Annotated in this window: 23 protein-coding genes and 1 tRNA gene; 9 read left to right on the top strand and 15 right to left on the bottom strand. The window is 68.3% G+C overall.

Translation table 11 applies throughout. The annotated features are described in order from the left end of the window. The 7 genes from rpsA to polA all read right to left on the bottom strand — a co-directional run. The coding region (gene rpsA, locus ACHZD8_RS03525; protein WP_394768761.1) for a 30S ribosomal protein S1 at positions 1–1,072 on the bottom strand (1,072 nt) is incomplete at its 3' end. A 203-nt stretch (positions 1,073–1,275) separates the two neighbouring features. Continuing rightward, a complete protein-coding gene (locus tag ACHZD8_RS03530; RefSeq protein ID WP_394768762.1) occupies positions 1,276–2,229 on the bottom strand; it encodes an epimerase in 954 nt (317 codons plus the stop codon). A gap of 57 nt (positions 2,230–2,286) precedes the next feature. After that, positions 2,287–2,646: a DUF4166 domain-containing protein gene (locus ACHZD8_RS03535; protein WP_394768763.1), complete on the bottom strand. Its 360-nt coding sequence runs from the start codon at positions 2,644–2,646 to the stop codon at positions 2,287–2,289. A 2-nt stretch (positions 2,647–2,648) separates the two neighbouring features. Continuing rightward, positions 2,649–4,334, bottom strand: a complete 1,686-nt coding sequence (locus ACHZD8_RS03540) for a DUF885 domain-containing protein (RefSeq protein ID WP_394768764.1) — start codon at positions 4,332–4,334, stop codon at positions 2,649–2,651. Positions 4,335–4,395: 61 nt separating this feature from the next. Next, positions 4,396–4,665, bottom strand: coding sequence for an HPr family phosphocarrier protein (locus ACHZD8_RS03545; protein ID WP_394768765.1), 270 nt, complete (start codon positions 4,663–4,665; stop codon positions 4,396–4,398). A gap of 38 nt (positions 4,666–4,703) precedes the next feature. Continuing rightward, positions 4,704–5,165: a PTS sugar transporter subunit IIA gene (locus ACHZD8_RS03550; protein ID WP_394768766.1), complete on the bottom strand. Its 462-nt coding sequence runs from the start codon at positions 5,163–5,165 to the stop codon at positions 4,704–4,706. 44 nt (positions 5,166–5,209) lie between these two features. Continuing rightward, positions 5,210–7,888 (bottom strand): DNA polymerase I, encoded by a 2,679-nt coding sequence (gene polA / locus ACHZD8_RS03555; RefSeq protein ID WP_394768767.1) that lies wholly within the window; start codon positions 7,886–7,888, stop codon positions 5,210–5,212. A gap of 55 nt (positions 7,889–7,943) precedes the next feature. Here polA and ACHZD8_RS03560 point away from each other — a divergent pair, with 55 nt between their 5' ends. Next, complete coding sequence (locus tag ACHZD8_RS03560) at positions 7,944–8,369, top strand: hotdog fold thioesterase (RefSeq protein ID WP_394768768.1); 426 nt, start codon at positions 7,944–7,946, stop codon at positions 8,367–8,369. 93 nt (positions 8,370–8,462) lie between these two features. Here ACHZD8_RS03560 and ACHZD8_RS03565 read toward each other — a convergent pair whose 3' ends face one another. Then, entirely contained in the window at positions 8,463–9,068 is a 606-nt protein-coding gene (locus ACHZD8_RS03565; RefSeq protein WP_147782294.1) for an ANTAR domain-containing response regulator, read from the bottom strand. 39 nt (positions 9,069–9,107) lie between these two features. On the opposite strand from ACHZD8_RS03565, the gene ACHZD8_RS03570 reads away from it, so the two are divergent. Beyond that, positions 9,108–9,190: transfer RNA gene (locus tag ACHZD8_RS03570), tRNA-Leu, on the top strand. A gap of 45 nt (positions 9,191–9,235) precedes the next feature. Here ACHZD8_RS03570 and ACHZD8_RS03575 read toward each other — a convergent pair. After that, on the bottom strand, positions 9,236–9,910 hold the full coding sequence (locus tag ACHZD8_RS03575; RefSeq protein WP_394768769.1) for a hypothetical protein: 675 nt from the start codon (positions 9,908–9,910) through the stop codon (positions 9,236–9,238). 160 nt (positions 9,911–10,070) lie between these two features. On the opposite strand from ACHZD8_RS03575, the gene ACHZD8_RS03580 reads away from it, so the two are divergent. Further along, positions 10,071–10,943 (top strand): SDR family oxidoreductase, encoded by an 873-nt coding sequence (locus ACHZD8_RS03580; RefSeq protein ID WP_394768770.1) that lies wholly within the window; start codon positions 10,071–10,073, stop codon positions 10,941–10,943. 45 nt (positions 10,944–10,988) lie between these two features. Further along, positions 10,989–13,400 carry a transglycosylase domain-containing protein gene (locus tag ACHZD8_RS03585; protein ID WP_394768771.1) on the top strand — a complete coding sequence of 804 codons (2,412 nt, stop codon included), beginning with the start codon at positions 10,989–10,991 and terminating at the stop codon, positions 13,398–13,400. A 125-nt stretch (positions 13,401–13,525) separates the two neighbouring features. Here the strand turns inward: ACHZD8_RS03585 and ACHZD8_RS03590 are convergent, their stop codons facing one another. Further along, complete coding sequence (locus ACHZD8_RS03590) at positions 13,526–14,158, bottom strand: hypothetical protein (protein ID WP_394768772.1); 633 nt, start codon at positions 14,156–14,158, stop codon at positions 13,526–13,528. A 156-nt stretch (positions 14,159–14,314) separates the two neighbouring features. Between ACHZD8_RS03590 and ACHZD8_RS03595 the strand changes: the two genes are divergently transcribed. Next, positions 14,315–15,202, top strand: a complete 888-nt coding sequence (locus tag ACHZD8_RS03595) for a polysaccharide deacetylase family protein (protein ID WP_394768773.1) — start codon at positions 14,315–14,317, stop codon at positions 15,200–15,202. 3 nt (positions 15,203–15,205) lie between these two features. On the opposite strand, the gene ACHZD8_RS03600 is transcribed toward ACHZD8_RS03595, so the two are convergent. After that, the gene (locus ACHZD8_RS03600) at positions 15,206–15,799 is read right to left on the bottom strand and encodes a hypothetical protein (RefSeq protein ID WP_394768774.1); all 594 of its coding nucleotides are present in this window, start codon (positions 15,797–15,799) and stop codon (positions 15,206–15,208) included. 195 nt (positions 15,800–15,994) lie between these two features. Between ACHZD8_RS03600 and ACHZD8_RS03605 the strand changes: the two genes are divergently transcribed. The 3 genes from ACHZD8_RS03605 (at position 15,995) to ACHZD8_RS03615 (ending at position 18,845) form a co-directional block, all read left to right on the top strand. Next, entirely contained in the window at positions 15,995–16,735 is a 741-nt protein-coding gene (locus tag ACHZD8_RS03605; protein ID WP_394768775.1) for a class I SAM-dependent methyltransferase, read from the top strand. A 24-nt stretch (positions 16,736–16,759) separates the two neighbouring features. Beyond that, on the top strand, positions 16,760–17,884 hold the full coding sequence (locus ACHZD8_RS03610) for a zinc-ribbon domain-containing protein (protein ID WP_394768777.1): 1,125 nt from the start codon (positions 16,760–16,762) through the stop codon (positions 17,882–17,884). Between the two features lie 202 nt (positions 17,885–18,086). Then, positions 18,087–18,845, top strand: coding sequence for a hypothetical protein (locus tag ACHZD8_RS03615; protein ID WP_394768778.1), 759 nt, complete (start codon positions 18,087–18,089; stop codon positions 18,843–18,845). A gap of 87 nt (positions 18,846–18,932) precedes the next feature. On the opposite strand, the gene ACHZD8_RS03620 is transcribed toward ACHZD8_RS03615, so the two are convergent. Next, positions 18,933–20,234 carry an Nramp family divalent metal transporter gene (locus ACHZD8_RS03620; RefSeq protein ID WP_394768779.1) on the bottom strand — a complete coding sequence of 434 codons (1,302 nt, stop codon included), beginning with the start codon at positions 20,232–20,234 and terminating at the stop codon, positions 18,933–18,935. A gap of 141 nt (positions 20,235–20,375) precedes the next feature. On the opposite strand from ACHZD8_RS03620, the gene ACHZD8_RS03625 reads away from it, so the two are divergent. Next, entirely contained in the window at positions 20,376–21,254 is an 879-nt protein-coding gene (locus ACHZD8_RS03625) for a universal stress protein (protein WP_394768780.1), read from the top strand. Here the strand turns inward: ACHZD8_RS03625 and ACHZD8_RS03630 are convergent. From ACHZD8_RS03630 to pyk, 3 genes are all read right to left on the bottom strand, one after another. Beyond that, entirely contained in the window at positions 21,208–22,143 is a 936-nt protein-coding gene (locus tag ACHZD8_RS03630) for an FHA domain-containing protein (RefSeq protein ID WP_394768781.1), read from the bottom strand. The genes ACHZD8_RS03625 and ACHZD8_RS03630 overlap by 47 nt on opposite strands. A gap of 2 nt (positions 22,144–22,145) precedes the next feature. Next, a complete protein-coding gene (locus tag ACHZD8_RS03635) occupies positions 22,146–22,418 on the bottom strand; it encodes a hypothetical protein (protein WP_394768783.1) in 273 nt (90 codons plus the stop codon). 309 nt (positions 22,419–22,727) lie between these two features. Continuing rightward, positions 22,728–24,173, bottom strand: coding sequence for a pyruvate kinase (gene pyk, locus ACHZD8_RS03640; protein WP_394768784.1), 1,446 nt, complete (start codon positions 24,171–24,173; stop codon positions 22,728–22,730). Positions 24,174–24,224: the final 51 nt, after the last annotated feature.

Raw genomic sequence — 24,224 nt, forward strand, 5'->3', positions numbered from 1 at the left:
GACGCTCGAGGTCGATGTCGATGACCTTCACGAAGACCTCGTCACCGACCGAAACGACCTGCTCGGCGAGCTCGACGTGCTTGCCGGAGAGTTCCGAAATGTGGACAAGACCCTCGATTCCCTCTGCGACGCGCACGAACGCGCCGAACGGAACCAGCTTGGTGACCTTTCCTGGGGCAACCTGACCGATCGCGTGCGTGCGTGCGAACACCTGCCACGGGTCTTCCTGCGTCGCCTTGAGCGACAGCGAAACGCGCTCGCGTTCGAGATCCACTTCGAGGATCTCGACCGTGACCTCCTGGCCAACTTCGACGACCTCTGAGGCGTGCTCGATGTGCTTCCATGAGAGTTCGGAGACGTGAACGAGTCCGTCGACCCCGCCGAGATCGACGAATGCGCCGAAGTTGACGATCGACGACACGACGCCCTTGCGAACCTGGCCCTTGGCGAGGTTGTTGAGGAACGTGGTGCGGCTCTCGGACTGGGTCTGCTCGAGGAGTGCGCGACGCGAAAGCACAACGTTGTTGCGGTTCTTGTCGAGCTCGAGGATCTTCGCCTCGATCTCCTGGCCGAGGTACGGCGTGAGGTCCCGCACGCGGCGCAGCTCGATGAGCGATGCCGGCAGGAAGCCACGGAGGCCGATGTCGACGATGAGGCCACCCTTGACGACCTCGATCACCGAACCGGTGACGACGCCATCCGACTCCTTGATCTTCTCCACGTCGCCCCACGCACGCTCGTACTGAGCGCGCTTCTTGGAGAGGATGAGGCGGCCTTCTTTGTCTTCCTTCTGGAGGACGAGGGCTTCGACAACATCGCCGACCTGGACGACCTCGGTGGGGTCCACGTCGTGCTTGATGGAGAGTTCGCGGGAGGGGATGACACCCTCGGTCTTGTAACCGACGTCGAGGAGGACCTCGTCACGATCGATCTTTACAACGGTTCCTTCGATGAGGTCGCCGTCGTTGAAAAACTTGAGAGTCTTTTCGACCGCGGCAAGAAAATCTTCAGCAGATCCGATGTCGTTGATGGCGACCTGCTTCGGTGCCTTTTCGGTCGTTACGATTGTCATGTAGTAGTTGCTCCAGGATGGACATGTGTTTGGCCGGTCGCAGGGTGGTTCTCTTGGTCTTGCTAGGGGTTGTGTCTCTGACGTGCTGTGTCTCTGACGTGCAGAGTCCCGCGACAGGCAGGCGGATGAAACTTCGCAGAATTGCGACGTTCTAGTCTACCGCCCTGTCAGGCCCCGCGCCACCTCGGTCGCGCGCAACGGCCTCATCGGCTGACGATGTCCCGCAGGGCCCGGTCGAGAACGGGATGTTCGAACCGGTAGCCGGCGGCCTTGAGGCGCTCCGGCACGACCCATCGGCTCTTCAAGACGAGTTCGGTCTCGGTGCGGATCAGCGCCGAGCCGATCTCCAGCATCCAGCGCGGCGCGGCCAGGCCGAACGGCACGCCGAGCACGTCGCGCAGGCGCGCCATGAAGCCGACGCTGTCGGTGGGATTCGGCGAGCTGGCGTTGACCGCCCCGTGGATGTCGCCGTGGTCGCGCACGAAGCTGATGATGCCGAGCACGTCGGCGATGTGGATCCAGCTGAATCTCTGCGCGCCGTGCGGGGTGCGGAACGCGTGGTAGGTGCCCGCCGCACGCCTGGCCGGCGTGGAGAACCACGGCCCGTCCAGTTGCGGGCCGCCGAGTCCGACGCGGGCCAGCCGGCGCAACGGCACGAGGGCGCTGCCGTCGCCGAGCACGATCGCCATCCGGAGCGCCACCCGGCGGGTTCCCGGTAGGTCGTCGGCGAAGAACGCCTCCTCCCACGCCTTCGCCACGCTCACCGAGAAGCCCTCGCCGAGCTCCCCCGTCGACTCGGTCATCGGCCGGTCGTCGGAGTGGCGGTAGATGGTGGCAGTTGACGAGTTGATCCAGAGGGGTGGCGGGGTGGCGCAGGCGCGGATGGCGGAGGCCAACTCCCGGGTCGTGTCGACTCGCGAGCGGAGGATCTCCGCCCGGTTCGCCGGGGTGTACCGGCAGTTCACGCTCTTGCCGGCGAGGTTGATGAGCAGGTCGGCGCCGTCGAGCAGCCGCGCGATGGCGGCGGTGTCATCCCATTCGGCATCCGCGCCCGCACGCCCGACGGTGGACACCCGTGCCCCCTCGCCCCTGAAGGCGTCTGCGAGATAGTGCCCGATGAATCCGGATGCCCCGGCGATCACGACATGATCGGTCACGATCCAGCCTCCCCCGTGCGGATGCCGTAGCGGAACGACCCCGAGTATTCGTAGAGCCTACCGACCAGCGGCGCGTCGATCGTCACGCTGACCTGCTGCAGGCCCGACTCGTCGTCGAAGCTCTCCACGAGCGGCCACCGCGGTGCGGCCGGCGGCGTCGACGATCGGGCGGTTGATTACGGTGAACGGCACGTCGCGTTGCCACACCGCGAACAGCACCCCCTGACGGCCGAGAACCCAGAGAGCGGGCCAGAGCCACCGGCGCGGGGTGCCCACCACGTCGAAGACGCCCTCGCCCCGGCCGAGGCTGCCGACCGGGATGGCGCCGAAGTAGGCGCGCAGCCGCGGGTGAAGCCCGTCAAGGGCTCCCCCCACGACCGCGCGATACGGCGACCCGTCGCCGGGTGCGGCCGACACGACTACTGCAGAAGCGCCGCCTTGAGGGTGTCGAGGCCGACGCCCCCGATGTCGAGCGCCTTCTTGTGGAACGCGCGGATGTCGAAGTCCGCGCCCTCACGGCTGGCCGACTCATCGCGAAGCTGCTCCCAGATGCGCTGCCCGATCTTGTAGGACGGCGCCTGCCCCGGCCAGCCGAGGTAGCGGTTCACCTCGAAGCGCACGAACTGCGGGCTCATGTTCACGTTGTTGCCGAGGAACTCGAACGCGTAGTCGCCAGTCCAGGGCCCGGAGCCGTCTGGCAGCGTCTTCTCGAGGTGCACGCCGATGTCGAGCACCACGCGGGCGGCGCGCATCCGCTGGCCGTCGAGCATGCCCAGCCTGTCGGCCGGGTCGTCGAGGTAGCCGAGCTGCTCCATGAGGCGCTCGGCGTAGAGCGCCCAGCCCTCCGCATGGCCGGAGGTGCCGGCGTTGCGGCGCCAGGTGTTGAGCAGCGCCTTGTTGTAGACGGCCTGCCCGATCTGGAGGTGATGCCCGGGAACGCCCTCGTGATAGACCGTGGTGAGCTCGCGCCAGGTGTCGAACTCGGTGACACCCTCGGGCACGCTCCACCACATGCGTCCCGCCCGGGAGAAGTCGTCGGTGGGAGGCGTGTAATAGATGCCTCCCTCCTGGGTGGGGGCGATCATGCACTCGAGCCGCCGAACCTCGGCGGGGATGTCGAAGTGAACCCGCGAGAGCTCCTCGACGGCACGGTCGCTGGTCTCCTGCATCCACTTCTGCAGCGCGTCGGTGCCGTGCAGCTTGCGCGAGCTGTCCTCGTCGAGGAAGGCGATCGCCTCGAGCACCGAGGCACCCGGCTTGATCTCACGGGCGATGGCCTCCTGCTCGGAGGTCATCCTGGCCAGCTCCTCGATGCCCCACTCGTAGGTCTCGTCGAGGTCGACGACGGCGCCGAGGAAGTCCCGCGAGGCGAGCGCGTAGATCTCGCGGCCCACGGCATCCCGCTCCGGAGCGTGCGGCGCGAGCTCGTTCTGCAGGAAGTCGGAGAGCACCGCGTAGGCGGCGGCCGACTCCTTGGCCGCCGACGCGAGGTCGCTCTTCAGCGACTCCGGCAGCTCGGACTCCCCCGCCTTCGCCCCGCTCGCGAGCTGGAAGAAGAAGCCGGTGTCCGCGACCTGCTTGGCGGCCTGCGCCACCACCTCGCGGATCTGGCGGATGGCCGGCACGTTGCCGGCGGCGATGCCGGTGCGCAGGGTCTCGATGTAGCCGTTCATGGCCGCCGGGAGGTTGCGCATGCGCGTGGCCATGTGCGACCAGTCCTCCTCGGAGTCTGTCGGCATGAGGTCGAAGATCTCCCGCAGGCCCTGCGGCGCGGAGGCGATCACGTTGAGATCACGCTGGTCGAAGCCGGCCTCGTGCTTGTCGATCTGGAGCTGCAGCTCCCGGGCCAGGTCCATCTTGGTCACCGCGTCGACGGCGTCGACAGGGGTGGACGCCTCGATCTGGGCGAGGGTCTTCTTCACCTCGGCGATCACCCGCTCGGCGCCGGCCGGTGAGTAGTCGGCGTACTCGCCCTCCCTGCCCTCCCGGCCGAGGTACACGCGGTACTCGGGGAAAAGGTCGAGCTCGGTGTCGACCCAGGCTTCGGCGATGGCATCGATCGGTGTGGGGGTTCGGACCTCGTGGGTCTCGGTGGAATCAGTCATGCCCCGAGCCTATGACAGGGGGCCGATCGGCCGGGAGGCCGCCATTCCGGCGAGTCGGCGGCTACTCCTTGTCGAGGTCGCGGCCCAGGAGTTCAGCGAGAATGTCGAGGGCCGCATCCGCACCCTCGCCGTCGGCGGCGATGGTGACCTGGTCTCCGTGGTCCACGCCGAGGGACAGGATGCCGAGGATGCTCGCGGCGTTCACGGTCTTGCCCGCCGCATTCGTGATGGTCACCGGCACCCCCGCCTTGGCCGCGGCCTGGCTGAACAGGGCGGCCGGCCGCGCGTGCAGGCCGATGCTCGATGCGACCGAGACGGTGCGTTCTGGCATTTCTGACTCCTTACGGGCGTGCGCGGTGTCTTCGCGGTCTACTTCGAGTGCTTCGGGCGCAGCAACCCGAGAACCTGGTCCGGTGAGGTCGCCGCGCAAAGCGTTGCTGCATTGTCTCGCGCGAGAAGCACCGTGGCTAGCTGTGAGAGCAAGGCAATGTGTCCGTTGCCCTGCGCGGCAATGCCCACACAGACCCGCACGTCGTGGCCGTCCCAGTCCACGCCCGCCGGAAACTGCACGATCACGAGCGCATCGCGGCACACGGCATCGCTGCCGGCGAAGGTGGCGTGCGGGATCGCGATGCCCTCCCCGACGTAGGTCGACACGGACCTCTCCCGCTCGAGCATCGCCTCGACGTGCGAATCGTCGACAGCGCCGCACTCGCGCAGGGCGGCGCCGACCTGCCGGATGGCGTCATCCCGGTCCACCGCCGACCGGCCCAGCCGGATCGATTCCTCGGCGAGCAGCCCGGCGAGGGCCGGTGCGGTCTTCCTGGCCATGGTCAGTGCTCCGTCGGTGTCGTGATTCTCCGGGCGGCCGACACTCAGTGTGCCGCCGCGTCCCAATTCTTGCCGGTGCCCACCTGCACGTCGAGCGGCACCTTCAGGTCGGCGGCGTGGCTCATGCGGTCGGTGACGATCGCGGTGAGCGCCTCCAGCTCGCCGTCGGCCACCTCGAACACGAGCTCGTCGTGCACCTGGAGCAGCATCTGCGAGGCGAGGCCGCCCTCCGTGATGTCGTGGGCGACACCGAGCATCGCGCGCTTCATGATGTCGGCCGCCGAACCCTGGATCGGGGCGTTGAGCGCCTGGCGCTCCGCGTTCTCCCGCAGCACCCGGTTGGACGACTTCAGGTCGCCGAATGGACGGCGACGCCCGAAGATGGTCTCCGTGTAGCCGTCTTCCCTCGCCTGCTCCACGACGCTGCGCAGGTATTCGCGCACCGCGCCGAACCTCGTGAAGTAGTCGGTCATCAGCTGTTTCGCCTCGGCATTGTCGATGCGCAGCTGCTTCGACAGCCCGAAGGCGCTCAGTCCGTAGGCCAGGCCGTACGACATCGCCTTGACCTTGCTGCGCATCGCCGAGGTGACGTCTTCCGGCGCCACTCCGAAGATGCGCGCGCCGACGAACCGGTGCAGGTCCTCGCCGGTGTTGAAGGCCTCGATGAGTCCGGGATCGCCGGACAGGTGGGCCATGATCCGCATCTCGATCTGCGAATAGTCGGCGGTGAGCAGGGTCGTGAACTCCGGACCGCTCTCGAAGGCCGAGCGGATCTCGCGGCCCACCTCGGTCTTCACCGGGATGTTCTGCAGGTTCGGGTCGGTGGACGAGATGCGTCCGGTGCTCGTTCCGGTCTGGTCGTAGCGGGTGTGCACCCGGTTGTCCGGTTCGATCGCCTTCTCGAGAGTCTCCACGATCTGGCGGAGCTTGGTGGCGTCCCGGTGCTGAAGCAGCAGGCCGAGGAACGGATGCGGATTCTGCTCCTGCAGGTCGGTGAGTGACGCCGCGTCGGTGGAGTATCCGGTCTTGTTGGACCGCGTCTTGGGCATGCCGAGGTCTTCGAAGAGCACCTGCTGAAGCTGCTTGGGCGAACCGAGGTTGATCTCGCGTCCGCCGATCTCGGCGTAGGCCTGGCGCGCCAGGTCGGCGGCCTTCTCCCCCAGCTCGCGGTTGAGCCGGCTGAGGATCTCCCGGTTCACCGTGATTCCGGTGCGCTCCATCTGGGAGATCACCGGGATGAGCGGAACCTCCATCTCGTCGAGCACCGCGCGGGAGCCGGCATCCAGACGCTCGGCGAGGTATTCGGTGACCCGCAGGATGTACCAGGCCTCGGTGGCCACGCTCTGCGCGTCGGTCTCGGGAACGAGCTGGTTGGGGTCGGACTCGACGAGGCGGTCGCCGAGGAAGTCGTAGACCTGGGCGCCGAGGTTCTGGGCGTGGCCGCCCGGCTTCACGAGCCAGGCGCCGATCGTGGTGTCGAACGCGATGCCGCCGAGCTTCAGCCCGGCCCGCTCGAGCGCCTTGATGGCCGGCTTCGAGTCATAGAGGTACTTGGGGGCGGGACCGGCGAGCCAGCTCTCGAGGGCGGCATAGTCCGGTCGCCCAGGCGCCCACGGCACGTAGGCGCTGTCGTCGATCGACGCGATCCCGAGGCCGGCCAGGCCCTCCGGGCCGTATTCCAGCTGCAGGCCGAGCGGCACCGTGCCCGAGCCGGACACCTTGTCTAGCCAGTGCCCGAGCTCCTCGTCCACGAGGGTGCGCACCACGGGGATGCCGAAGTCCGAGTCCGTGGCGATCGCCTGCGTCGCATCCGTCGACAGCGTGTCTCCGGCGGCGGCGGCGATCTTGAGCACGCGCTCGAGGAGAGTGCGGAACTGGAGCCGGTCGAAGACCGAGCGAACGGCCGTCTCGTCGATGGGTCGGCGCGCGAGGTCGGCGGGACCCACCGGCAGCTCCACGTCGGTGAGGAGGTGGTTGAGCCGCCGGTTGCGGATCGCGTTCTCCTTCTGCTCGCGCAGCTTCTCGCCCACGACGCCCTTGATCTCGTCCGCATGGGCGAGCACCCCGTCGAGGCCGCCGTAGAGGTTGATCCACTTGACGGCGGTCTTCTCCCCCACCTTGTCGATGCCGATGAGATTGTCGCTCGTCTCGCCGACGAGGGCCGCGACATCCGGATACTGGTGCGGCTCGATGCCGTACCGGTCGAAGACGGCGTCCCGGTCGTAGCGCTTGAGCTCGGAGACCCCGCGCGCGTTGGGGTAGAGCAGCGTGACGTCGTCGTTGACCATCTGGATGGCGTCGCGGTCGCCCGAGACGACGAGCACCCGGTAGCCCTGGGCGGCGCCCTGTGTGGCGAGGGTCGCGAGGATGTCGTCCGCCTCGTAGTCCTCCTTCGTCACCGTGGTGATGCCGAGGGCGTGCAGCGCCTCCTCGAGCAGCGGGATCTGCCCCACGAACTCCGGTGGCGTCTCCCCCCGCGTGCCCTTGTACTCGGGGTACTCGCGGGTGCGGAAGGAGTACCTCGAGATGTCGAATGCCACCGCGAGGTGGGTGGGCTTCTCGTTCTGGAGGAGGTTGATCAGCATCGCGATGAAGCCGTGAATGGCGTTGGTGTGTTGCCCCTCACGGTTCTGGAAGCTGTCGACGGGGAGGGCATAGAACGCCCGAAACGCGAGCGAATGCCCGTCGATAACGAGGAGGGTAGGCTTTTCGTTGTCCGGCACGCAGCCAGCCTAACCGTGGCTGCCGACACGTCGAAGACACAGCCCAAGGAAGCCCATGACCAAACTCCCCGAGCACCTCGCGCCCGAACTCTTCGACCGGCTGATCGCCAGCGGCGGCGGCGAACTCGCGCGCAAGATGGGTATCGAGTACCTGGAGCTGTCGGCGGAGCACTCGGTGGCGACTATGCCGGTGGAGGGCAACACCCAGGTGATCGGAATCCTTCACGGCGGCGCCCACGTCGTGCTCGGCGAGTCGCTCGGCTCGATCTCCTCGGCCATCCACGCCGGTCCCGGCCGGGTCGCGGTCGGCATCGAGATCAACGCCACGCACAGCCGATCGATCTCGAGCGGCACGGTCACGGCCACCTGCATCGCGCTCAGCCTCGGCCGCACGCTTGCGACCCATGAGATCGTGATCCGCGACGAGCAGGGCCGCCGCCTCTCCACCGTGCGGATGACGAACTTCCTCAAGGACCAGTAGGCGCGAGCCGTCCCGTGCCGAAGGCGCCGGAGATGCGTGACCCACGGGCGCAAGGCGGAACGGGAAACTCCGGGTGCGGTGCACCCCCGCCGGCTACTTCTTGGCGGAGAGCTGCTCGATGATCGCCTGGGCGACATCGTGCATGGTGAGGCGTCGGTCCATGGATGCCTTCTGGATCCAGCGGAACGCCTCCGGCTCAGTGAGCCCCATCTTCTCGTTGAGCAGGCCCTTGGCGCGGTCCACGAGCTTGCGGGTCTCGAAACGCTCGACGAGGTCGCTCACCTCGGCCTCGAGGGTGATGATCTGGGCGTAGCGCGCGAGAGCGATCTCGATCGCGGGCAGCAGGTCGTTGGGCGTGAACGGCTTCACCACGTAGGCGAGGGCGCCGGCCTCGGTGGCTCGCTCGACGAGCTCCTTCTGGCTGAACGCCGTGAGAAGCACGACCGGGGCGATGTGGTTCTTGGAGAGCCTCTCGGCGGCGGAGATGCCGTCGAGGAGGGGCATCTTCACGTCCATGATCACGAGGTCTGGTCGCAACTCGGTCGCGAGGGCGACGGCAGTCTCGCCATCACCGGCCTCGCCGACGACCTCGAATCCGGCGTCCCGGAGCGTTTCGACGATGTCGAGGCGAATGAGCGACTCGTCTTCGGCCACAACAACGCGGCGGGGGGTCTGAGGAGCGCTTTCCTGGTCTGTCACGCGCTAAAGCCTACGGTATTCTTTGAGACGTTATCGTGCGCCGGTGTGGCGGAATGGCAGACGCGGAGCACTCAAAATGCTTTGCTCGAAAGGGCGTGGGGGTTCGAGTCCCCCCACCGGCACAATTAACGGGCGGGCCGCGGCCCGGTTCTCGGATGCCACCGCGGTCACCGGCTCGACGGCGTCGGGCTGGGTGTCGGTGTCGTGGTGCTTGTCGCGCTCGGTGATGGCTCCGTGTCGCCGGAGACCGCGGAGGCCGCGATGAGCGTGGCGCCGACCGCAAGCGCGCAGACGGCGAGCACGATTCCCGCCACGAAGACGGCCACCGTTCCGCGCACCCGGCCGAGCTTCTCCGCCATCGATCCGACCGCCTCGAGCACGACGGAGGGCTCGAACCCGGACAACTCCTTGCTGCCGGGCGGGGCGGCCACGGTGACCGTGGTGGGCTTGGCGACCGAGAGCCGCCCGCGCAGTTCGAGGGCGGCGAGCCAGCCGCCGAAAGTGATGATGGCCACCCCCAGCATCAGGGCAATCACGGCAAGGTAGGCGCCGAACCGCTCGACGAAGGTGCCGTTGATCACGTCCCCCTTCCCCACCGTCTGGGCGGCGGAGGCGAGTCCGATCGAGGAGGTGATGGATGCCGTGAGGATGATCTCCAGCAGGATCGCGATCCCCGTCACGATTCCGGTGATCCAGGCGAAGCGCTGGTCCCACAGGCCCTTCTCCACCTCGAACACGTACTTGTCCGGCGGTTCGGCCTCGTCCGGTGGTTCTCCCCCGACCTCGGTCCACGCGGCCGTGGCGGGTTCGGGGGGTGTGAAATTGCCGGTGGAATCGCTCATCTGGTCCTCCTCGACCGCGTCGTTGCGATTCGCTCATGATTGCACTCGGCGGGCGTGGGGGGAAGGGCAATGAGCCGTCAACGACTTGACGGGATGGGACGCCAGTCCTCGTGTGCGAGGCTCGAGGGACGCGATTCCCGCCCCGCATTGGAGCCTCCGCATGCACCAGACCGCCGCACTGCTCGGCAAGACCGCGCTCGTCACCGGGGTCTCCCGACGCAAGGGAATCGGTTTCGCCGTCGCCCGGCAGCTGGCCGAACTCGGCGCCGACGTGTTCATCCAGCACTTCGTTCCCCACGATGCCGGCCAGCCCTGGGGTGCGGACGATCTGGCCGAGGTGCGCTCGGGGATCGTCTCGGCGCAACGCGAGGGTGCCGCCTTCGGGGATCTGTCACTGGACCTCGCGGAGCCCGCCGCGGCAGACGCCCTCGTGACGGCCGCCCGGGCGCTCACCGGCAGACTCGACATCCTCATCTGCAACCACGCCAGGAGCGGCTCGGACGGCTCGATCTTCGACATGACGGCCGAGTTGCTTGACGGCCATTGGGACGTCAACACCCGCTCGACGCTCCTGCTCACCCGGGCGTTCGCCGAACAGTTCAGCGGGCACGGCGGCTCCGCTCCGCTGCGCCCGGGAGAGCGCGCGGCGCCGCCCGGGCCGGTGGACGAATTCGCCACGGGACGAGTGATCTGGATGACCTCCGGACAACTCCACGGCGCCGTGCGCGGGGAGGTCGCCTACGCCACCAGCAAGGCGGCCCTGGCCGGGGTGACCCCCACCGTGGCGAGCGAACTCCTGCCGTGGGGCATCGTGCTCAACACCGTCAATCCCGGGCCGGTCAACACCGGCTATCTCGACCCGGAGACCACGGATCGCCCCCTCGACGAGATCGAACGCGCCGTGCGTGAGACGCCATTCGGTCGCTTCGGCCGGCCCACCGATCCGGCCCGCCTCATCGGCTGGCTCGCCACCGACGAGGGCCGCTGGATGGTCGGTCAGGTGCTGACGAGCGACGGCGGATTCGGGCTCTAGCGTGGCGCAGCCGCCCCATTCTCTTTACTGAGGTACCCTCAGACTATGGCGGGCACGGACTGGATGACGGAGACCTCCCTGAAGCCGACCGCCTCGTCGGCCTTCGGCGGCCTTCTCGGCCTGCTCGGATTCAGCGTGATCGCCGGTGTGCTTGTCGCCGCACTGTTCACCCCGATGATCGCCATCACGAGCAAGGCGACAATGGGCGCGCTGAACGTCTTCGACCGGCTGCCCGAGTACGTGACCCTCGGCCAGCAGTCGCAGCGCACGGTGCTCTACGGCCTGCGCGCCGGTCAACCGGTGCAATTCGCCCAGATCTACGACCAGAACCGGCAGGAGGTGAAGTGGGATGCCGTCTCCGACTTCGCCAAGGACGCCCTCGTGGCCGCGGAGGACGTGCGGTTCTACCGGCACGGCGGCGTCGACCTCGCGGGCATCGCCCGGGCCACCCTCAACAACCTCGCCGGAAAGAAGCTCCAGGGCGCCTCGAGCATCGAGCAGCAGCTCGTGAAGCAACTGGCCATCCAGCAGGCCATCGCCACCATCACGGACCGCAAGAAGCTCGCTGCGGCCAAGGCCGCGGCCCAGGCGACGACCCTCGATCGAAAGCTCAGGGAGGCCAAGCTCGCCGTCGGACTCGAGAAGCGCTACAGCAAGCACCAGATCCTGCTCGCCTACCTCAACATCGCCGGGTTCGGCGGCAACACCTACGGCATCGAGGCCGCAGCTCAGCAGTACTACTCCACGACGGCCAAGGCGCTCACCCTCGCCCAGGCCGCGAGCCTCATCGCCATCGTGCAGCAGCCGAACCTGCGCGCCCCGGGCTCGCCCGACAACTGGCAACGCAACCAGAGCCGCCGGGACGCCATCCTCGGAAGCATGCTCGACGAGTCGATGATCTCCCGGCAGCAGTTCGACGAGGCGATCGCGGTGCCGGTCGACGCCACCACGGTGAAGCTCAGTGCCGCCACCAATGGCTGCTCGTACGCCTCGGCGGCGAAGCCGTTCTGCGACTACGTGATGAACAGTGTCAAAGACCTGACGAGTCTCGGCGCGACGCCGGCCGCCCGCCAGGCGGCGTGGGAGCGCGGCGGATACTCGGTCTACACGACGATCGACCTCGACCAGCAGGAGGTCGCCGAGGCCGACCTCGCGGCGCGCACCCCGGCCAGGGAGACCCGGTTCGCGCTCGGCAGCGCGGTCAGCACGGTGCAGGTCGGCACCGGTCGCATCATCACCATGGCGCAGAACAAGGCGTTCGACGAAACCGGCCTGGCCGACCCGGCTGAGTCCACCGCCATCAACTTCAATACCGACAAGAGGTACGGCGGGTCGTCCGGATTCCCCACCGGCTCCACCTACAAGCTCTTCACCCTCGTCAACTGGCTGCAGAACGGCCACGGGCTGCAGGAATACGTGGACGCGAACATCCGCTCGTACCGGTCGTTCCCGTCCCGGTGCGACCCGGGCGGCGTCTACACCGTTGCCCGCGGCTACTCCCCGAAGAACGACAGCGGGGTGAGCCAGGGGCAGATGAACGTGCTGGCCGCCACCAAGGGATCGGTCAATGCGGCCTTCGTGAACATGGCGTCGAAGCTGGACCTCTGCGACATCCGGGACGTCGCCACCTCGATGGGCGTGCACAACGCGGACGACAGCGAACTCGCCCACGACCCGGGCACGATCCTGGGCACGAACACCCCGTCACCGCTCACCATGGCGAACGCCTACGCCACCGTGGCGGGTGGCGGCAAGCTCTGCCAGCCGATCGCCGTCGACCGCATCATCGCGCCGGACGGGAAGGAATTGCCGGGCCAGGCACAGAGCTGCAGCCAGGTGATCTCGCCGGAGGTGGCAGCCGCCGCCGCCTTCGACCTGCAGGGCCCACTCCAGCCCGGCGGTACGGGCGCGAGCGCGAACCCCCGGGATGGCACGCCCCTCCTCGGCAAGACCGGCACCGCCGAGGCGTTGCACAGCTACATGGTGGCGGCCAGTTCGCAGACCTCGACCGCGGTGTGGATCGGCAACATCACGGGCTTTCAGAACCTGCGTCGCATCTCCATCGGCGGCACCCTCGCCTCGAACCTCCGCACCGCCGTGATGAGGCCGATTCTCGCATCGCTCGACGCGAGCGCGGTCTACGGCGCAGGTCACGCGTTCCCGGAACCGCCGCCCGCGCTGCTGCGGGGGTCGACCATCCGGATGCCGAACGTCGTCGGCCAGAGCGTCTCCGCCGCAAAACGACTCGTCGAGCAGATCGGACTGGCCTTCGCCCAGGGCGAGGTGGTCTCCTCGGCGCTGCCGGCAGGAACTGTCGTGTCGTCCGATCCGAGCGCCGGCTCCAGCATCTCCCGGGGCGGGACCGTCACGGTCACGGTGAGCGACGGGGCCGCGGCACGCAAGACCGGTCCGCCAGACAAACACCCGGGCGGCGGCGATCACCCGGGAAAGGGCTAGCGATTCTTGAGCGAGGTCTGCGACCCGTCGCTCTCGATCGCGATCGGCGGCGACCCGCGTGGCGGCGAGCACCATGTTGGCCGGCGCCGGACTGTGTGCGACTCCGCTTCCTGGTGCCCAACGGGTCAGGCTGACGGTTCGACGGGTTGGCGAAGGATGGTGCGAAGCCTCTCGGGGGCCGCACTGCGCGGATCGCCCAGATAGATCTCGTGGTGTCTGCCCCGGGGTCGCGAACCGCGGGCGGCGATGCCCGCGTGCAGAGCGGCGATGCTCGTGGACTCGGTGGCGTAGGGCCCGACGTGCATGATCTGGGCGGATGGGCCCTCCGCCCACCGTTCGAAGCGGAGTGCACCGATCGCGCCGCCCTTCGCCCGGGCCTGCTCCATCGCGCGTTGGATGACCGTCTCGTCGATGGGCGGCAACTGGGCGATCATCGCGCGCCATCGCCAGGTGCCCCGGTCGGACTCGGTGAAGGACTCCGGATGGGCGAGCTGATCCGCGGTGGCGCCCTCCGCCCACCAGAGAGCCTCGAGCGGCATGACCCGCGGGGCGGCACCGGTCTGCTTCTTCACCAGGAAGTGGGCGCCATAGCTCACGGCGTAGAGGGCCTTCAGCGCCGCCTGGAACTCCGGGCCGGCCGGGGCGCCCCCTCCGTCGATCGAGAAGAATGCGAGTTCCGGAACGTCGACGAAATCGACGCGGCCCTTTCGCGCGGTGAAGAGCGCATCGAGCTCTGCGATTCCGGTGCTCTTTGCCATCGTCAACCTTCCGACGCTCCGTGCGCGAATCCCGAGACTACGGTCCACTGAATTGACAATGAAGGGACTTAGGTCACGCCAGGCGGAGTCCGGTCGCGGCGAGGATCGAGTCCCGGCCTGCGTGGCGCCGGGAGGCACTTCGGATAGGTTGACTTCGTGGAACGTCGAGAGTTGCTCACGGCCCTGGCTGCTGCCGCCGTACTCTCGCTCGCGGGCTGCGCCATCGACCGGTATCCGATCGAACCGAACGCCCGATCCTCCCCCAGTCCCACCGACTCGCCGAGCGCCCTCCCGACCCCCTCGCCGACCTCCTCCCCGACGGCATCACCGACAGCGACACCGACACCGACGCCGCCCACCTCGTCCCCCACGCCCTCCACGACCCCTACGACGCCTCCCGTCGAGCCGCCGGCGCTCGTGAAGGTGCCCCTGCCGGGCGGCAAGATCTACAGCCTGCCCGGAAAGGGCAACCTCCTGGCCTGGACCGTGGACGACGGCACCAACAGCGCCGTCGTGGCCGCGTACGCCCGATTCGCCCGTGACAGTGGCACCAGACTCACCTTCTTCGTCAACGGCCAGAACCCGTCATGGACGGACAACGCCCCGGCCCTGCGCCCGATGGTCGAGAGTGGCCAGATCCAGCTGGGCAACCACACCTTCTCGCACCCGAATCTCCTCAAGCTCTCGGACGCCGGGATCGTGAGCGAACTGCAGAAGAACGACCGGTTCATCCGCAACCTCTACGGGGTGAGTTCCGCGCCGTTCTACCGTCCGCCATACGGCTACACGAACGCCCGCACCGAGGCGGTCGCCGCGAGCATCGGCTATCGTGCCCCGGTCATGTGGTACGGCTCGCTGTCCGATTCCGGCCTCATCACCCCTCAGCAGGTTGTGGACTTCGCGACCACCTGGTTTCTGCCGCAACACATCGTGATCGGGCACGCCAATTTCGCGCCGGTGACCACGGTGTACCCGCAACTGCTGGAGATCATCCGGGAACGCAACCTGAGAACCGTCACCCTCAACGATGTCTTTCGGGTCTGACCCCTAGAGCTGGAACACGAGCGGCGGGTAACTCACCCTCGTCGAGTACCAGAGCCACGACGACCCGGCCGTCTGCTCGATCGACCCGTAGACCTGCTGCGACGGCTGCACGTCCTTGAGGATGAGCGTGATCGTCTGCCTGCCGTTGACCGGCTTGGCGCCGGCGCCGGACAGCGTTCCGGAGCCCGCGTAGCCGCCCACCGTGAACGTGCTCGGACCGTTCGTCTCCACGGTGAAGGTCATCACGTAGGTGCCGACAGTGCTGATTCCGTAGGCGCTCGGCGCGAAATGCATCGACACCGCCGGATTGCGCGACGGGGTCGCCTGGCGATCGAATCCCGCGTAGGGGGCAGCGGCATCCGTCTGCACGATCGTCGCCATGATGAGGGTGAGGTTGGTGCGGCCGAGGCCCACGGTCTTGGTGGGGGTGAGCGTCTCGATCGGGGTGAAGAAGAAGTACGGGCTGAGGCGGATGTCGCCTACCCGATACTTCGTCGCCCAGTCCTCCATGGTGACGTCGGTATCGAAAGTCGCGAGGTCGATCGTGCGGTCGTCGAACGCGTCGGCAACCGATTCTGAATCCGTTGTGTCGTCCATGCTGTCCTCCAGAGCTCGTCGGGTGGTGCGCCGGGGTCTCGGGAATCGACCCCTCACACACAGGAGTCTGGAGACAGCGGGGAAATACCGCAAGAGAGAGATCAGTCGCGGCCCGTGCCGCGCACGCGCCGCGAGAGTGCAGGACATACTGGAACGGTGGGGAACATCGATGACGAGACAAGGCGCGCCTGGGAAGTGGCGTCTCAGAAGCACATTCGCGAATACGAGGCCCTGCTCACCGAGGCCCGTACCGCGACATTGCTGCCGACCGAAGAGCGGCTTCTTCGGCCGCTTCTGGAGGCCGGAGCCGACGTCGTGCACCCGATGAGCGGACACGGGATCGACGACGTCGCTCTGGTCAGCCTCGGTGCGCGGTCGGTCGTCGGCGTCGACTACAGCCCGACCGCCGTCGCCTCCGCACAGCGGCGCGCGCACGAGCTGGGAGTACCCTGCCACTACCTGGTGGCGCAAATGCCGAACAGCACGCTGGACTCCGGATGCGCCGATCTGATCTACACCGGAAAAGGCGCGCTCATCTGGGTCGACGACCTCGCGGCCTGGCTCATGGAGCTGACCCGTCTGCTGCGGCCCGGCGGCCACCTCTTCATCTACGAGGCGCACCCGCTGGTGCCACTGTGGGCGTGGGACACCGACGAGATCCGGGTGCGTGCGGATCGCAGCTATTTCGCCCGCACCAACGTCAACGACACCTTTCCCGCCCACGGTGCGGTGGAACGGCAGAACACCCTTGCCGAGCTCGTGATGGCCCTCGTGCGCGGTGGGTTCGCGATCGAGCATTTTGCGGAGCATCCCGAACCGTTCTGGCGACCGGACGGTGCCGCGGCTGCGGCGTGGGACGGCCGGGTGCCCAACAGCTACAGCCTGCTTGCCAGGATGCGCGACCAGGGCGCGGGCCGTGACGGTGGTCGGTTCTAGGCTGCCGCTCGAGGAGGGTCTTCGATGCCGGAGCGGGTCGAGCAGTGGTGGTCCAGGCGCCAGTGGTCAAAGGGCACGACCGTGCCGTACGAGATCGGGCGGTTCCGCGCGGACTGGGAGCGCTATCCCGTGCTGGTGCGGCAGTACCATCCCGATCTCAATCACGGCATCACCCTCACCCAGGTGCCGCCGGCCGCCGACGTCTACCTCGTGTGGCAATGCGACTCCGGGCACCGGTTCGTGGCCACGCCGGATGAGCAGCGGCAGCGCCCGGGAACCTCCCGCAGACGCTCCACCTGGTGCCCGGACTGTGCGGCGCTCGCGGTTCGACGTCGGGCCCCGACCCCGACGGCCGCCTGGAAGAGCGCCGCGCCCGAATCCGCGGCGTCCCCACCTGAACTCGCCCCGTACGCCTGCGGGCATCCGCGGGATCCGGATCGAATCGAGGCCGCTCCCGGCGGGGCGGGGCCAGCAGACGACCGCTGCTCCCTGTGCCTGCGCCTCGACAGCGCGCCGGTCACTCGCGACGAGCTGCTGTCGATCGTGGCCCCCCGGATGCGCGGGCAGCTGGCGGACGAGACCCGGGTCGGCCGCCGCTACACCTGGCTCTGCCCGAAGGGGCACGGCAGCTACGAGGCCACGATCGAGCGGATGCTCGGCGGCAGTCGCTGCCGAACCTGCCTGCACGCGCGCGCCGCGGCCGACCGGGTCGAGGTCGGCGAGGCGTTCTCCAGCCCCTGGGCCCCGGCCACCGCCTCCGCGGCCGAGGCCGACCTGCGGCAGCGACTCTCCACGCGGCTGGCGGTCGACCTGGCGCAGAATGCGGTGCGGGTGCCTCGACCGTTCTTCAGCCACGTCGAGGTCTGGCCCGACATCGTGATCGCCGAACTGCGGGTCGCCATCGAATACGACACCACCGGCCGGGACGGCCTCGAACACGTGGGGCGGCGAGAGCAGACCGACCGCCGAAAGGACCGGCTGCTGCGCTCGGCGGGCTGGGAGGTGATCCGGGTGCGCTGCGGCAAGCTGCAGCCCATCGGACCGCACGACATCCAGGCATCCGGAGTGTCGGCGACCCTCATCGAGAGAGTGCTCGACGAACTGCGCGAGGTGCGCGGAGATCTCATCGTCAACTCCTACCTGGCCTAGGCACGCCGCGAAGAGGCAAACCCAGATTCTCCGGCCAGCGTCATTGCCGCGCCCGCGCGGTCGACTCGCCAAAAACCCGGAGGATTGCCAGCGCCCACGGACCGCGGACCCAGACCGACTGCCTACGCTCGCCCGGTGCCCAAATGCGGCCAGCTTCGGCCTCCTGCCGGAATCGGCCGCGGGTTAGAGAGAGGTATTCGCAATGACTCAGAACCAGAGCAACGCCGTGTTCAACACCCCCCTGAAGAAGCGCATCGCCGTCGGCGCCGCATCCGTGCTCACCGCCGGAGCACTCCTCGGCGTCGGTGTCGCCGGTGCATCGGCATCCCCCCTCACCCCCTCGACCCCCACGGCCAGCGCCTCCGCGTCGGCTCACACGGACGGCCACCACGGCCACGCCTTCGGCGCCACCGTCGCCAAGCAGATTCGCGAGGCGTTCTTCCAGTCCACCGTCGACGGCGCGAAGGCACAGAAGCTCGCCGTGCTCGCCGTCGGTAAGACCGAGCTTCTCACGAAGCTTCCGGCCGCGCTCCAGACCGACCTCGGCACGCTCGCGAAGGCGCCGGCCGCCGACGCGACCAAGGACGCCGAGAAGATCTCGACCACTGCCCTCGCCGGTGGATACGGCCAGGAGATCAAGTCGGCCGCGACCAACCTCAAGAGCGGCGCGAAGCATCCGTTCGCCGGATCGCTTCGCGACGAGCTCCGCAGCGACATCGCCCAGGGCAAGGACCTCGGTCAGTCGGCCGAAAAGGTCGCCACGACCCTCATCGGGCACCCCGACCTGTTCGCCCAGCTGCCGGCCAACCTGCAGTCCGACCTCACGGCGATCAAGAACGCGCCGGCCCCGCAGGCGGGCGTCGAGGCCACGAAGGCGGAGGCCACCGCCCTGAGCGGCGGATACGGCGCGCAGATTCAGAAGATCGCCGAGCGTCTTCAGGGCGCCACGGCGGGCCAGTAGCACCAGCAGCACGGATCGGCCGATGGCCGGGGGCGACACGCTCCCGGCCATCGGCACGCCCGGGCGCACTCCCGACCGGGCGGGCCCTCAAGCCGGGGCGATGAGCCAGAGCACCGGCAGCGCGGTCATCGCGACGATCGCCCCGCCGAGCAGGAGGCGGGACCAGAGGGGGCTTCTCCAGCGGCCGAGCAGCCGCTCGTCCCTGGCCAACCACCAGATCACCGCCATGAGGATGGGCGCGGCCAGCCCGTTCGTGACGGCGGCGATGAACAGGAACTGGATGGGGTCGAGGCCGATCAGGTTGAGGGCGAGCCCCACGACGATGGACACGAGGATCACCGCGTAGAAGGCCCGCGCCTGGCTGGGCCGACGCTCCAGGCTCTCCCGCCAGCCGAAGGTCTCGGCGATCGCGTATGAGGTGGCGCCGGCGAGCACCGGAACGCTGAGGAGGCCGGTCCCCACGATTCCGAGCAGGAAGAGCACCCCGGCGAACGGCCCGGCGAGCGGAGTGAGGGCCTGCGCGGCCTGCTCTGCCGTCTGAACGGTGGTGATGCCCGCGCGGTGCAGCGTGGCGGAGGCGGTGATCATGATCGCCGCCATCACGAACACCCCCGTGGCCATCCCGGCGAAGACGTCGCCGCGCATCGCCCGAATGTGCATCTCGTTGACGGCGTAGTCCTTCTCAGCCGCCCTGGCCTCCATCTCCTCGGCGGACTGCCAGAAGAACAGGTACGGCGAGATCGTCGTGCCGGCGAGGCCGATCAATAGGGCGATGTCCGTCTTCCCCCAGTCGATGCGCGGAACGAGGAGCGAAAGTCCCACCTGCGGCCAGTCCACGTTCGCGACGAACAGCACGGCGACATACGCGAGCAGCGACAGGCACAACCAGCGGAGGCCCTTGGCGTAACGGTGGTACGGCACGTAGATCTCGGCGAGCACGATCAACACGCCGAACCCGACAACCCCGAGGAACTGCGGCACCGGCACGAGCAGTCGGAGGGCGGCGGACATCGACCCGATGTCGGCGGCGATGTTCACCGTGTTCGCGATGGTGACGAGCGCCACGCAGAGGAACAGCAGCGGTCGGGGCAGCCGATCCCGGATGATGCCCGCGAGTCCCTTGCCCGTGACGAGGGCCAGCCGCGCGCAGGCCTCCTGCACCGCGAACGCCAGCGGGAGGAGCACGGGAGCGCTCCAGAGCAGACGGTTGCCGGTGGCCGCCCCTACCTGGGAGTAGGTGCCGATGCCCGATGGATCGTCGTCGGCGGCCCCCGTGACGATCCCGGGACCGAGGCGCCGGAAGTAGCCCCTGCCGCGGATGCGCGAGCGGACGGCATGGTGGCGTTCCCTTCGCGAGGGTGCCGCGTCCGAGGCGATGTCGTGTGACACGCACACCTCCATCGAGTCCCTCGAGGGCGGCCACGTCGCCGCCCGACCGCGCTGAGGCCAGCGTAGCCGGGCGCGCCGCGGCACCTGTGACCAAAGCCCCTAGTCGTCCGTCGACGCGCTGGATAGTTTCGCAGCACAGGAATGGTTACGCACGAAGGGCGGCACGACGTGATCGAGAAGACGGTAGTGGGCTGGGATGGCACGGCCTCCGCACGGGCGGCGGTGGACTGGGCAGTCGAGAGGGGCGTCGGCAAGGAACTGCATCTGGTGCAGGCATCGGACGAACACATCGCGGCCTCCGAGTTCTTCGCGGCCAACTCCCCGGCCGCCGCCGCGCGGATCGCCCTCATGGAAGACGCCGACCGCATCCGGGAGGCCTACCCGGCAATCGCCATCGAGTCCGAACTCGTGCAGGGTGACCCGGCGGAGGAGCTCGGCCGATACTCGTCGTCCACCACCCTCATCGTGGTCGGCGCGCCCGCGAAGGCCTCGCCCTCGTTCCGCTACAACTGGTCCGTGGGCTCGCGGCTCGCGGCATCCGCCCGGGGACCCGTCGCGATCGTGCCGGCCGACGGCGGGGAGGGCAGCGGCATCGTCGTGGGGGTCGATGGATCACCGTCGTCCCACGGAGCCCTCACCTTCGCCGCCGAGGAGGCGCTGCGCCGGAGCGAGTCGCTGCGCGTCGTGCACGCCTGGCTCGAGCCCGCGGTCTGGCAGGACGTCTACGTTCCGGACGACGACTTCCTCGAGTCGCTCGAGACCATGCACCGGCATGTGCTCGACGAGGCGCTCGCGACCGTGGCCCGGGACTACCCCGGCGTGAGCGTCGAACACTTTCTCGCCCGCGGCAGGGCCCAGGACGTGCTCGGCGAGGCGGCACGGGGGGCGAGCCTGCTCGTGGTCGGCAATCACGGACTGCACGGAATCCGCCGACTCCTGCTGGGGTCGGTGAGCCATGCACTCGTGCTGGGCATCACCACGCCGCTCGTGGTTGTGGGAGCCGTCGCGTCGCTCGGCTGACCCTAGTCTGGCCGGGCGATTCCGTCCGGCCCCCGCTCGGCGCGGCCGGGTTGTGGCTTCTGCACGGCGAACTCTCCGCCCACACGGCCGCCGAACGGGCGCCCGTGGTCCGCATACTCCTCGCGGAAGAAAGCCATGGCCACTGGCCCATCTCGATCCGGGCGCCGGTGCGCAGGATCTGGCCGACGCCCTTTTCCCGCTCAACACCCCCGGCGACCTCTCCGCGAGGGTAGAACACGTACTCGTCGTTCTCGTCGTGCCGGATCTCGGCGTGCACGGGGTCGAGGCCCTCGAGCCGCAGGTGCGCCTGTTCGCTCGATCCGATCCGCGTCACCGTGGGCAGAAGGTCGAACTCCCGCGGCGGTCGGCCGTCCCAGTTCTCCGACCCGACCACGAAGATCAGCCTGGGCCGGCCGGATCCCGGCGTGTAGTGGGTGGTGGTCACCCGTCGCCGCACCCTCCGGCTCACCGTCGGCACGAGCGGGAACAGGGTGGGCGGTGGCAACAGGATGGACTGCGCGGCCGACGGATCCGGCCGGCGCAGAAGCGGGGCGAGCGCCTTGGTGCTGCCCAGCACAATGTGCGGCGAACGGGTGACCAGACGCTGGTTCAGCGGGGCGTTCACGGCACCGATTCGCCCGATCAGCCCGTGCGGCCCGGAGAACGACACGGTGAGTCCGAGCGCGGCGACCTCGGCCGCGATCGCTCGCAGGTCGGAGAGCTTCACTGCCCGGCGCTGCACGAAGAGTTCAGGCTTGCTGGCATAGACCTCGACGTGGGTGCCGCTGGCCGTCACCGTGCCCTCGAGCGAGTCGCTCGTCGAGTCGGGGGTCCCCGGCTCCACGAGCGAGAAGGTGAGGTCGATGTCCAGGCGGGCTGGGGACGCCATGGTCAGGCGCGATGCGGATCTGAGCCGGCGGCGAGGTCGTCACTCGTGGTGACGCGGAGAGTGCCGTTGAGCTTCCAGGTGGCCCGCGGGGCGTCGGGGCCGATGTCGCGCGGCACCTCCACCGTCATGTCGATGAAGCTGTAGTTGACGGCCGCGCCGCGGCCCGTCAGGTACGACCACATCTCGCGGCCCAGGTCTGTCCAGTCCCGGATGTCGTGGCCCTGCGGGCCCTCCGAGGTGTCGAATGGTCCTGCGGCATTCTCGATTTCGGCCATGGTGGAGTCCTTCCCGATCACTGTGTGACCGCTCGTCTCGCACCCGCGACGTCGCAGTCCCGATGAGTGACGGCCCCGCTGCCGCGGAGCCGTCGATAGTGATTTCCACACTAAAGCCAGAATTGAGACTGGCCGCCAGCTTCACAGCAGACGGCCAGACTCAGGTGCGGATCCGCCCTCCCCGCCCCTTCCGAAATCCATGCATTTCTCGCCCTACCTCGGCGTGTTGCTCCTGCCCGACGGCGTGTTGAGCAGGATTGCATGGATTTCGGAAGGTGGAGCGGAAGGTGGAGAGCGGGCGCGGGCGGGCTACTCCGCCGCGTACGCCGGCGCGACCGCGTTGTGGGCGTCGCCCACACGGTGCACCCGCATGTCGTTCGTGCCGCCGGAGATTCCGGGAGGGGACCCGGCGATCACGACGACCTTCTCGCCGATGTCGGCCCGGCTCGAGCCGAGCAGAACGTCGTCAACCTGGCCGAACAGGGCGTCGGTGTGGGTCTTGCGGTCCACCAGGTAGGTTTCGGTGCCCCACACCCAGGCGAGGCGGTTGCGGATGCCCTCCTCCGGGGTGAAGGCGATGATCGGGATGTGGTGGCGCAGGCGCGACATCCGGCGCACGGAGTCGCCGCTCTCGGTGAACACGCAGAGGTACTTGGCCTCGACGAACTCGGCGACCTCCGCGGCGGCGAGGGTGATCGCGCCGCCCTGGGTGCGCGGCTTGGTTCCGAGCGGGGGGATGCGCTCGAGTCCATGCTCCTCGGTCGACTTGATGATGCGGGCCATCGTCTGAACCGTGATGACCGGGTACTCGCCCACGCTCGTCTCACCGCTCAGCATCACGGCATCCGCTCCGTCGAGCACGGCGTTTGCCACGTCCGAGGTCTCGGCGCGGGTGGGGATCGGACTCGAGATCATCGATTCGAGCATCTGCGTGGCCACGATCACCGGCTTCGCCATGCGGCGGGACAGCTCAACGGCGTGCTTCTGCACGATCGGCACCGCCTCGAGCGGAAGTTCGACGCCGAGGTCGCCACGGGCGACCATGATGCCGTCGAAGGCGTCGATGATGGCCTCGAGGTTGTCGACGGCCTGCGGCTTCTCGATCTTGGCGATCACCGGAAGCTTGACGCCCTCCTCCTCCATGATCTCGTGCACGCGGATGATGTCCTCGGCATTGCGCACGAAGGAGAGCGCGATGAGGTCGGCTCCGAGGCGGAGGCCCCAGCGCAGGTCGGCCTCGTCCTTGTCGGAGAGGGCCGGCACGTTGACGGCGACACCCGGCAGGTTGATTCCCTTGTTGTTACTCACCGCTCCGCCGACGACGACCTCGGTCGTGACGACAGTTCCGTCGGTGGAGAGCACCTTGAGCTTGACCTTGCCGTCGTCGATGAGGAGCGGATCGCCCTCTTTCACGTCGTGCGGCAGGCCCTTGAAGGTGGTGCCGGAGATCTCCTTGTTGCCCACGATGTCTTCGATCGTGATCTTGAAGATGTCACCGACCGCGAGGTCGTACGGGCCGTTCTCGAACTTGCCGAGACGGATCTTGGGGCCCTGGAGGTCCACGAGCACCGCCACGGCGCGACCGGAGTCCTTGCTCGCGCGGCGGACGTTGGAGTAAACCTCCTCGTGCACGTCGTAGCTGCCGTGGCTGAGGTTCATGCGGGCGACATCCACTCCTGCCTCGACGATCGCCCTGATGTTTTCATAACTCGATGTTGCCGGCCCGAGGGTGGCGACGATCTTTGCGCGTCTCATCTGTTTCTCTCTTTTTAGGTGCAAATCGAATCGCGGGGCACGAAAGGTACC

Origin of the sequence: Lacisediminihabitans sp., from assembly GCF_043726815.1 — a bacterium.
GTDB lineage: Bacteria > Actinomycetota > Actinomycetes > Actinomycetales > Microbacteriaceae > Lacisediminihabitans.

What these genes read in the sequence shown, in the direction of transcription:
- ACHZD8_RS03540 (WP_394768764.1), bottom strand. Translation starts at nt 4,334, where the DNA reads ATGACTGATTCCACCGAGACCCACGAGGTCCGAACCCCCACACCGATC.
- ACHZD8_RS03545 (WP_394768765.1), bottom strand. Translation starts at nt 4,665, where the DNA reads ATGCCAGAACGCACCGTCTCGGTCGCATCGAGCATCGGCCTGCACGCG.
- ACHZD8_RS03550 (WP_394768766.1), bottom strand. Translation starts at nt 5,165, where the DNA reads ATGGCCAGGAAGACCGCACCGGCCCTCGCCGGGCTGCTCGCCGAGGAA.
- ACHZD8_RS03560 (WP_394768768.1), top strand. Translation starts at nt 7,944, where the DNA reads ATGACCAAACTCCCCGAGCACCTCGCGCCCGAACTCTTCGACCGGCTG.
- ACHZD8_RS03575 (WP_394768769.1), bottom strand. Translation starts at nt 9,910, where the DNA reads ATGAGCGATTCCACCGGCAATTTCACACCCCCCGAACCCGCCACGGCC.
- ACHZD8_RS03580 (WP_394768770.1), top strand. Translation starts at nt 10,071, where the DNA reads ATGCACCAGACCGCCGCACTGCTCGGCAAGACCGCGCTCGTCACCGGG.
- ACHZD8_RS03585 (WP_394768771.1), top strand. Translation starts at nt 10,989, where the DNA reads ATGGCGGGCACGGACTGGATGACGGAGACCTCCCTGAAGCCGACCGCC.
- ACHZD8_RS03590 (WP_394768772.1), bottom strand. Translation starts at nt 14,158, where the DNA reads ATGGCAAAGAGCACCGGAATCGCAGAGCTCGATGCGCTCTTCACCGCG.
- ACHZD8_RS03600 (WP_394768774.1), bottom strand. Translation starts at nt 15,799, where the DNA reads ATGGACGACACAACGGATTCAGAATCGGTTGCCGACGCGTTCGACGAC.
- ACHZD8_RS03610 (WP_394768777.1), top strand. Translation starts at nt 16,760, where the DNA reads ATGCCGGAGCGGGTCGAGCAGTGGTGGTCCAGGCGCCAGTGGTCAAAG.
- ACHZD8_RS03615 (WP_394768778.1), top strand. Translation starts at nt 18,087, where the DNA reads ATGACTCAGAACCAGAGCAACGCCGTGTTCAACACCCCCCTGAAGAAG.
- ACHZD8_RS03625 (WP_394768780.1), top strand. Translation starts at nt 20,376, where the DNA reads ATGGTTACGCACGAAGGGCGGCACGACGTGATCGAGAAGACGGTAGTG.
- ACHZD8_RS03630 (WP_394768781.1), bottom strand. Translation starts at nt 22,143, where the DNA reads ATGGCGTCCCCAGCCCGCCTGGACATCGACCTCACCTTCTCGCTCGTG.
- ACHZD8_RS03635 (WP_394768783.1), bottom strand. Translation starts at nt 22,418, where the DNA reads ATGGCCGAAATCGAGAATGCCGCAGGACCATTCGACACCTCGGAGGGC.
- pyk (WP_394768784.1), bottom strand. Translation starts at nt 24,173, where the DNA reads ATGAGACGCGCAAAGATCGTCGCCACCCTCGGGCCGGCAACATCGAGT.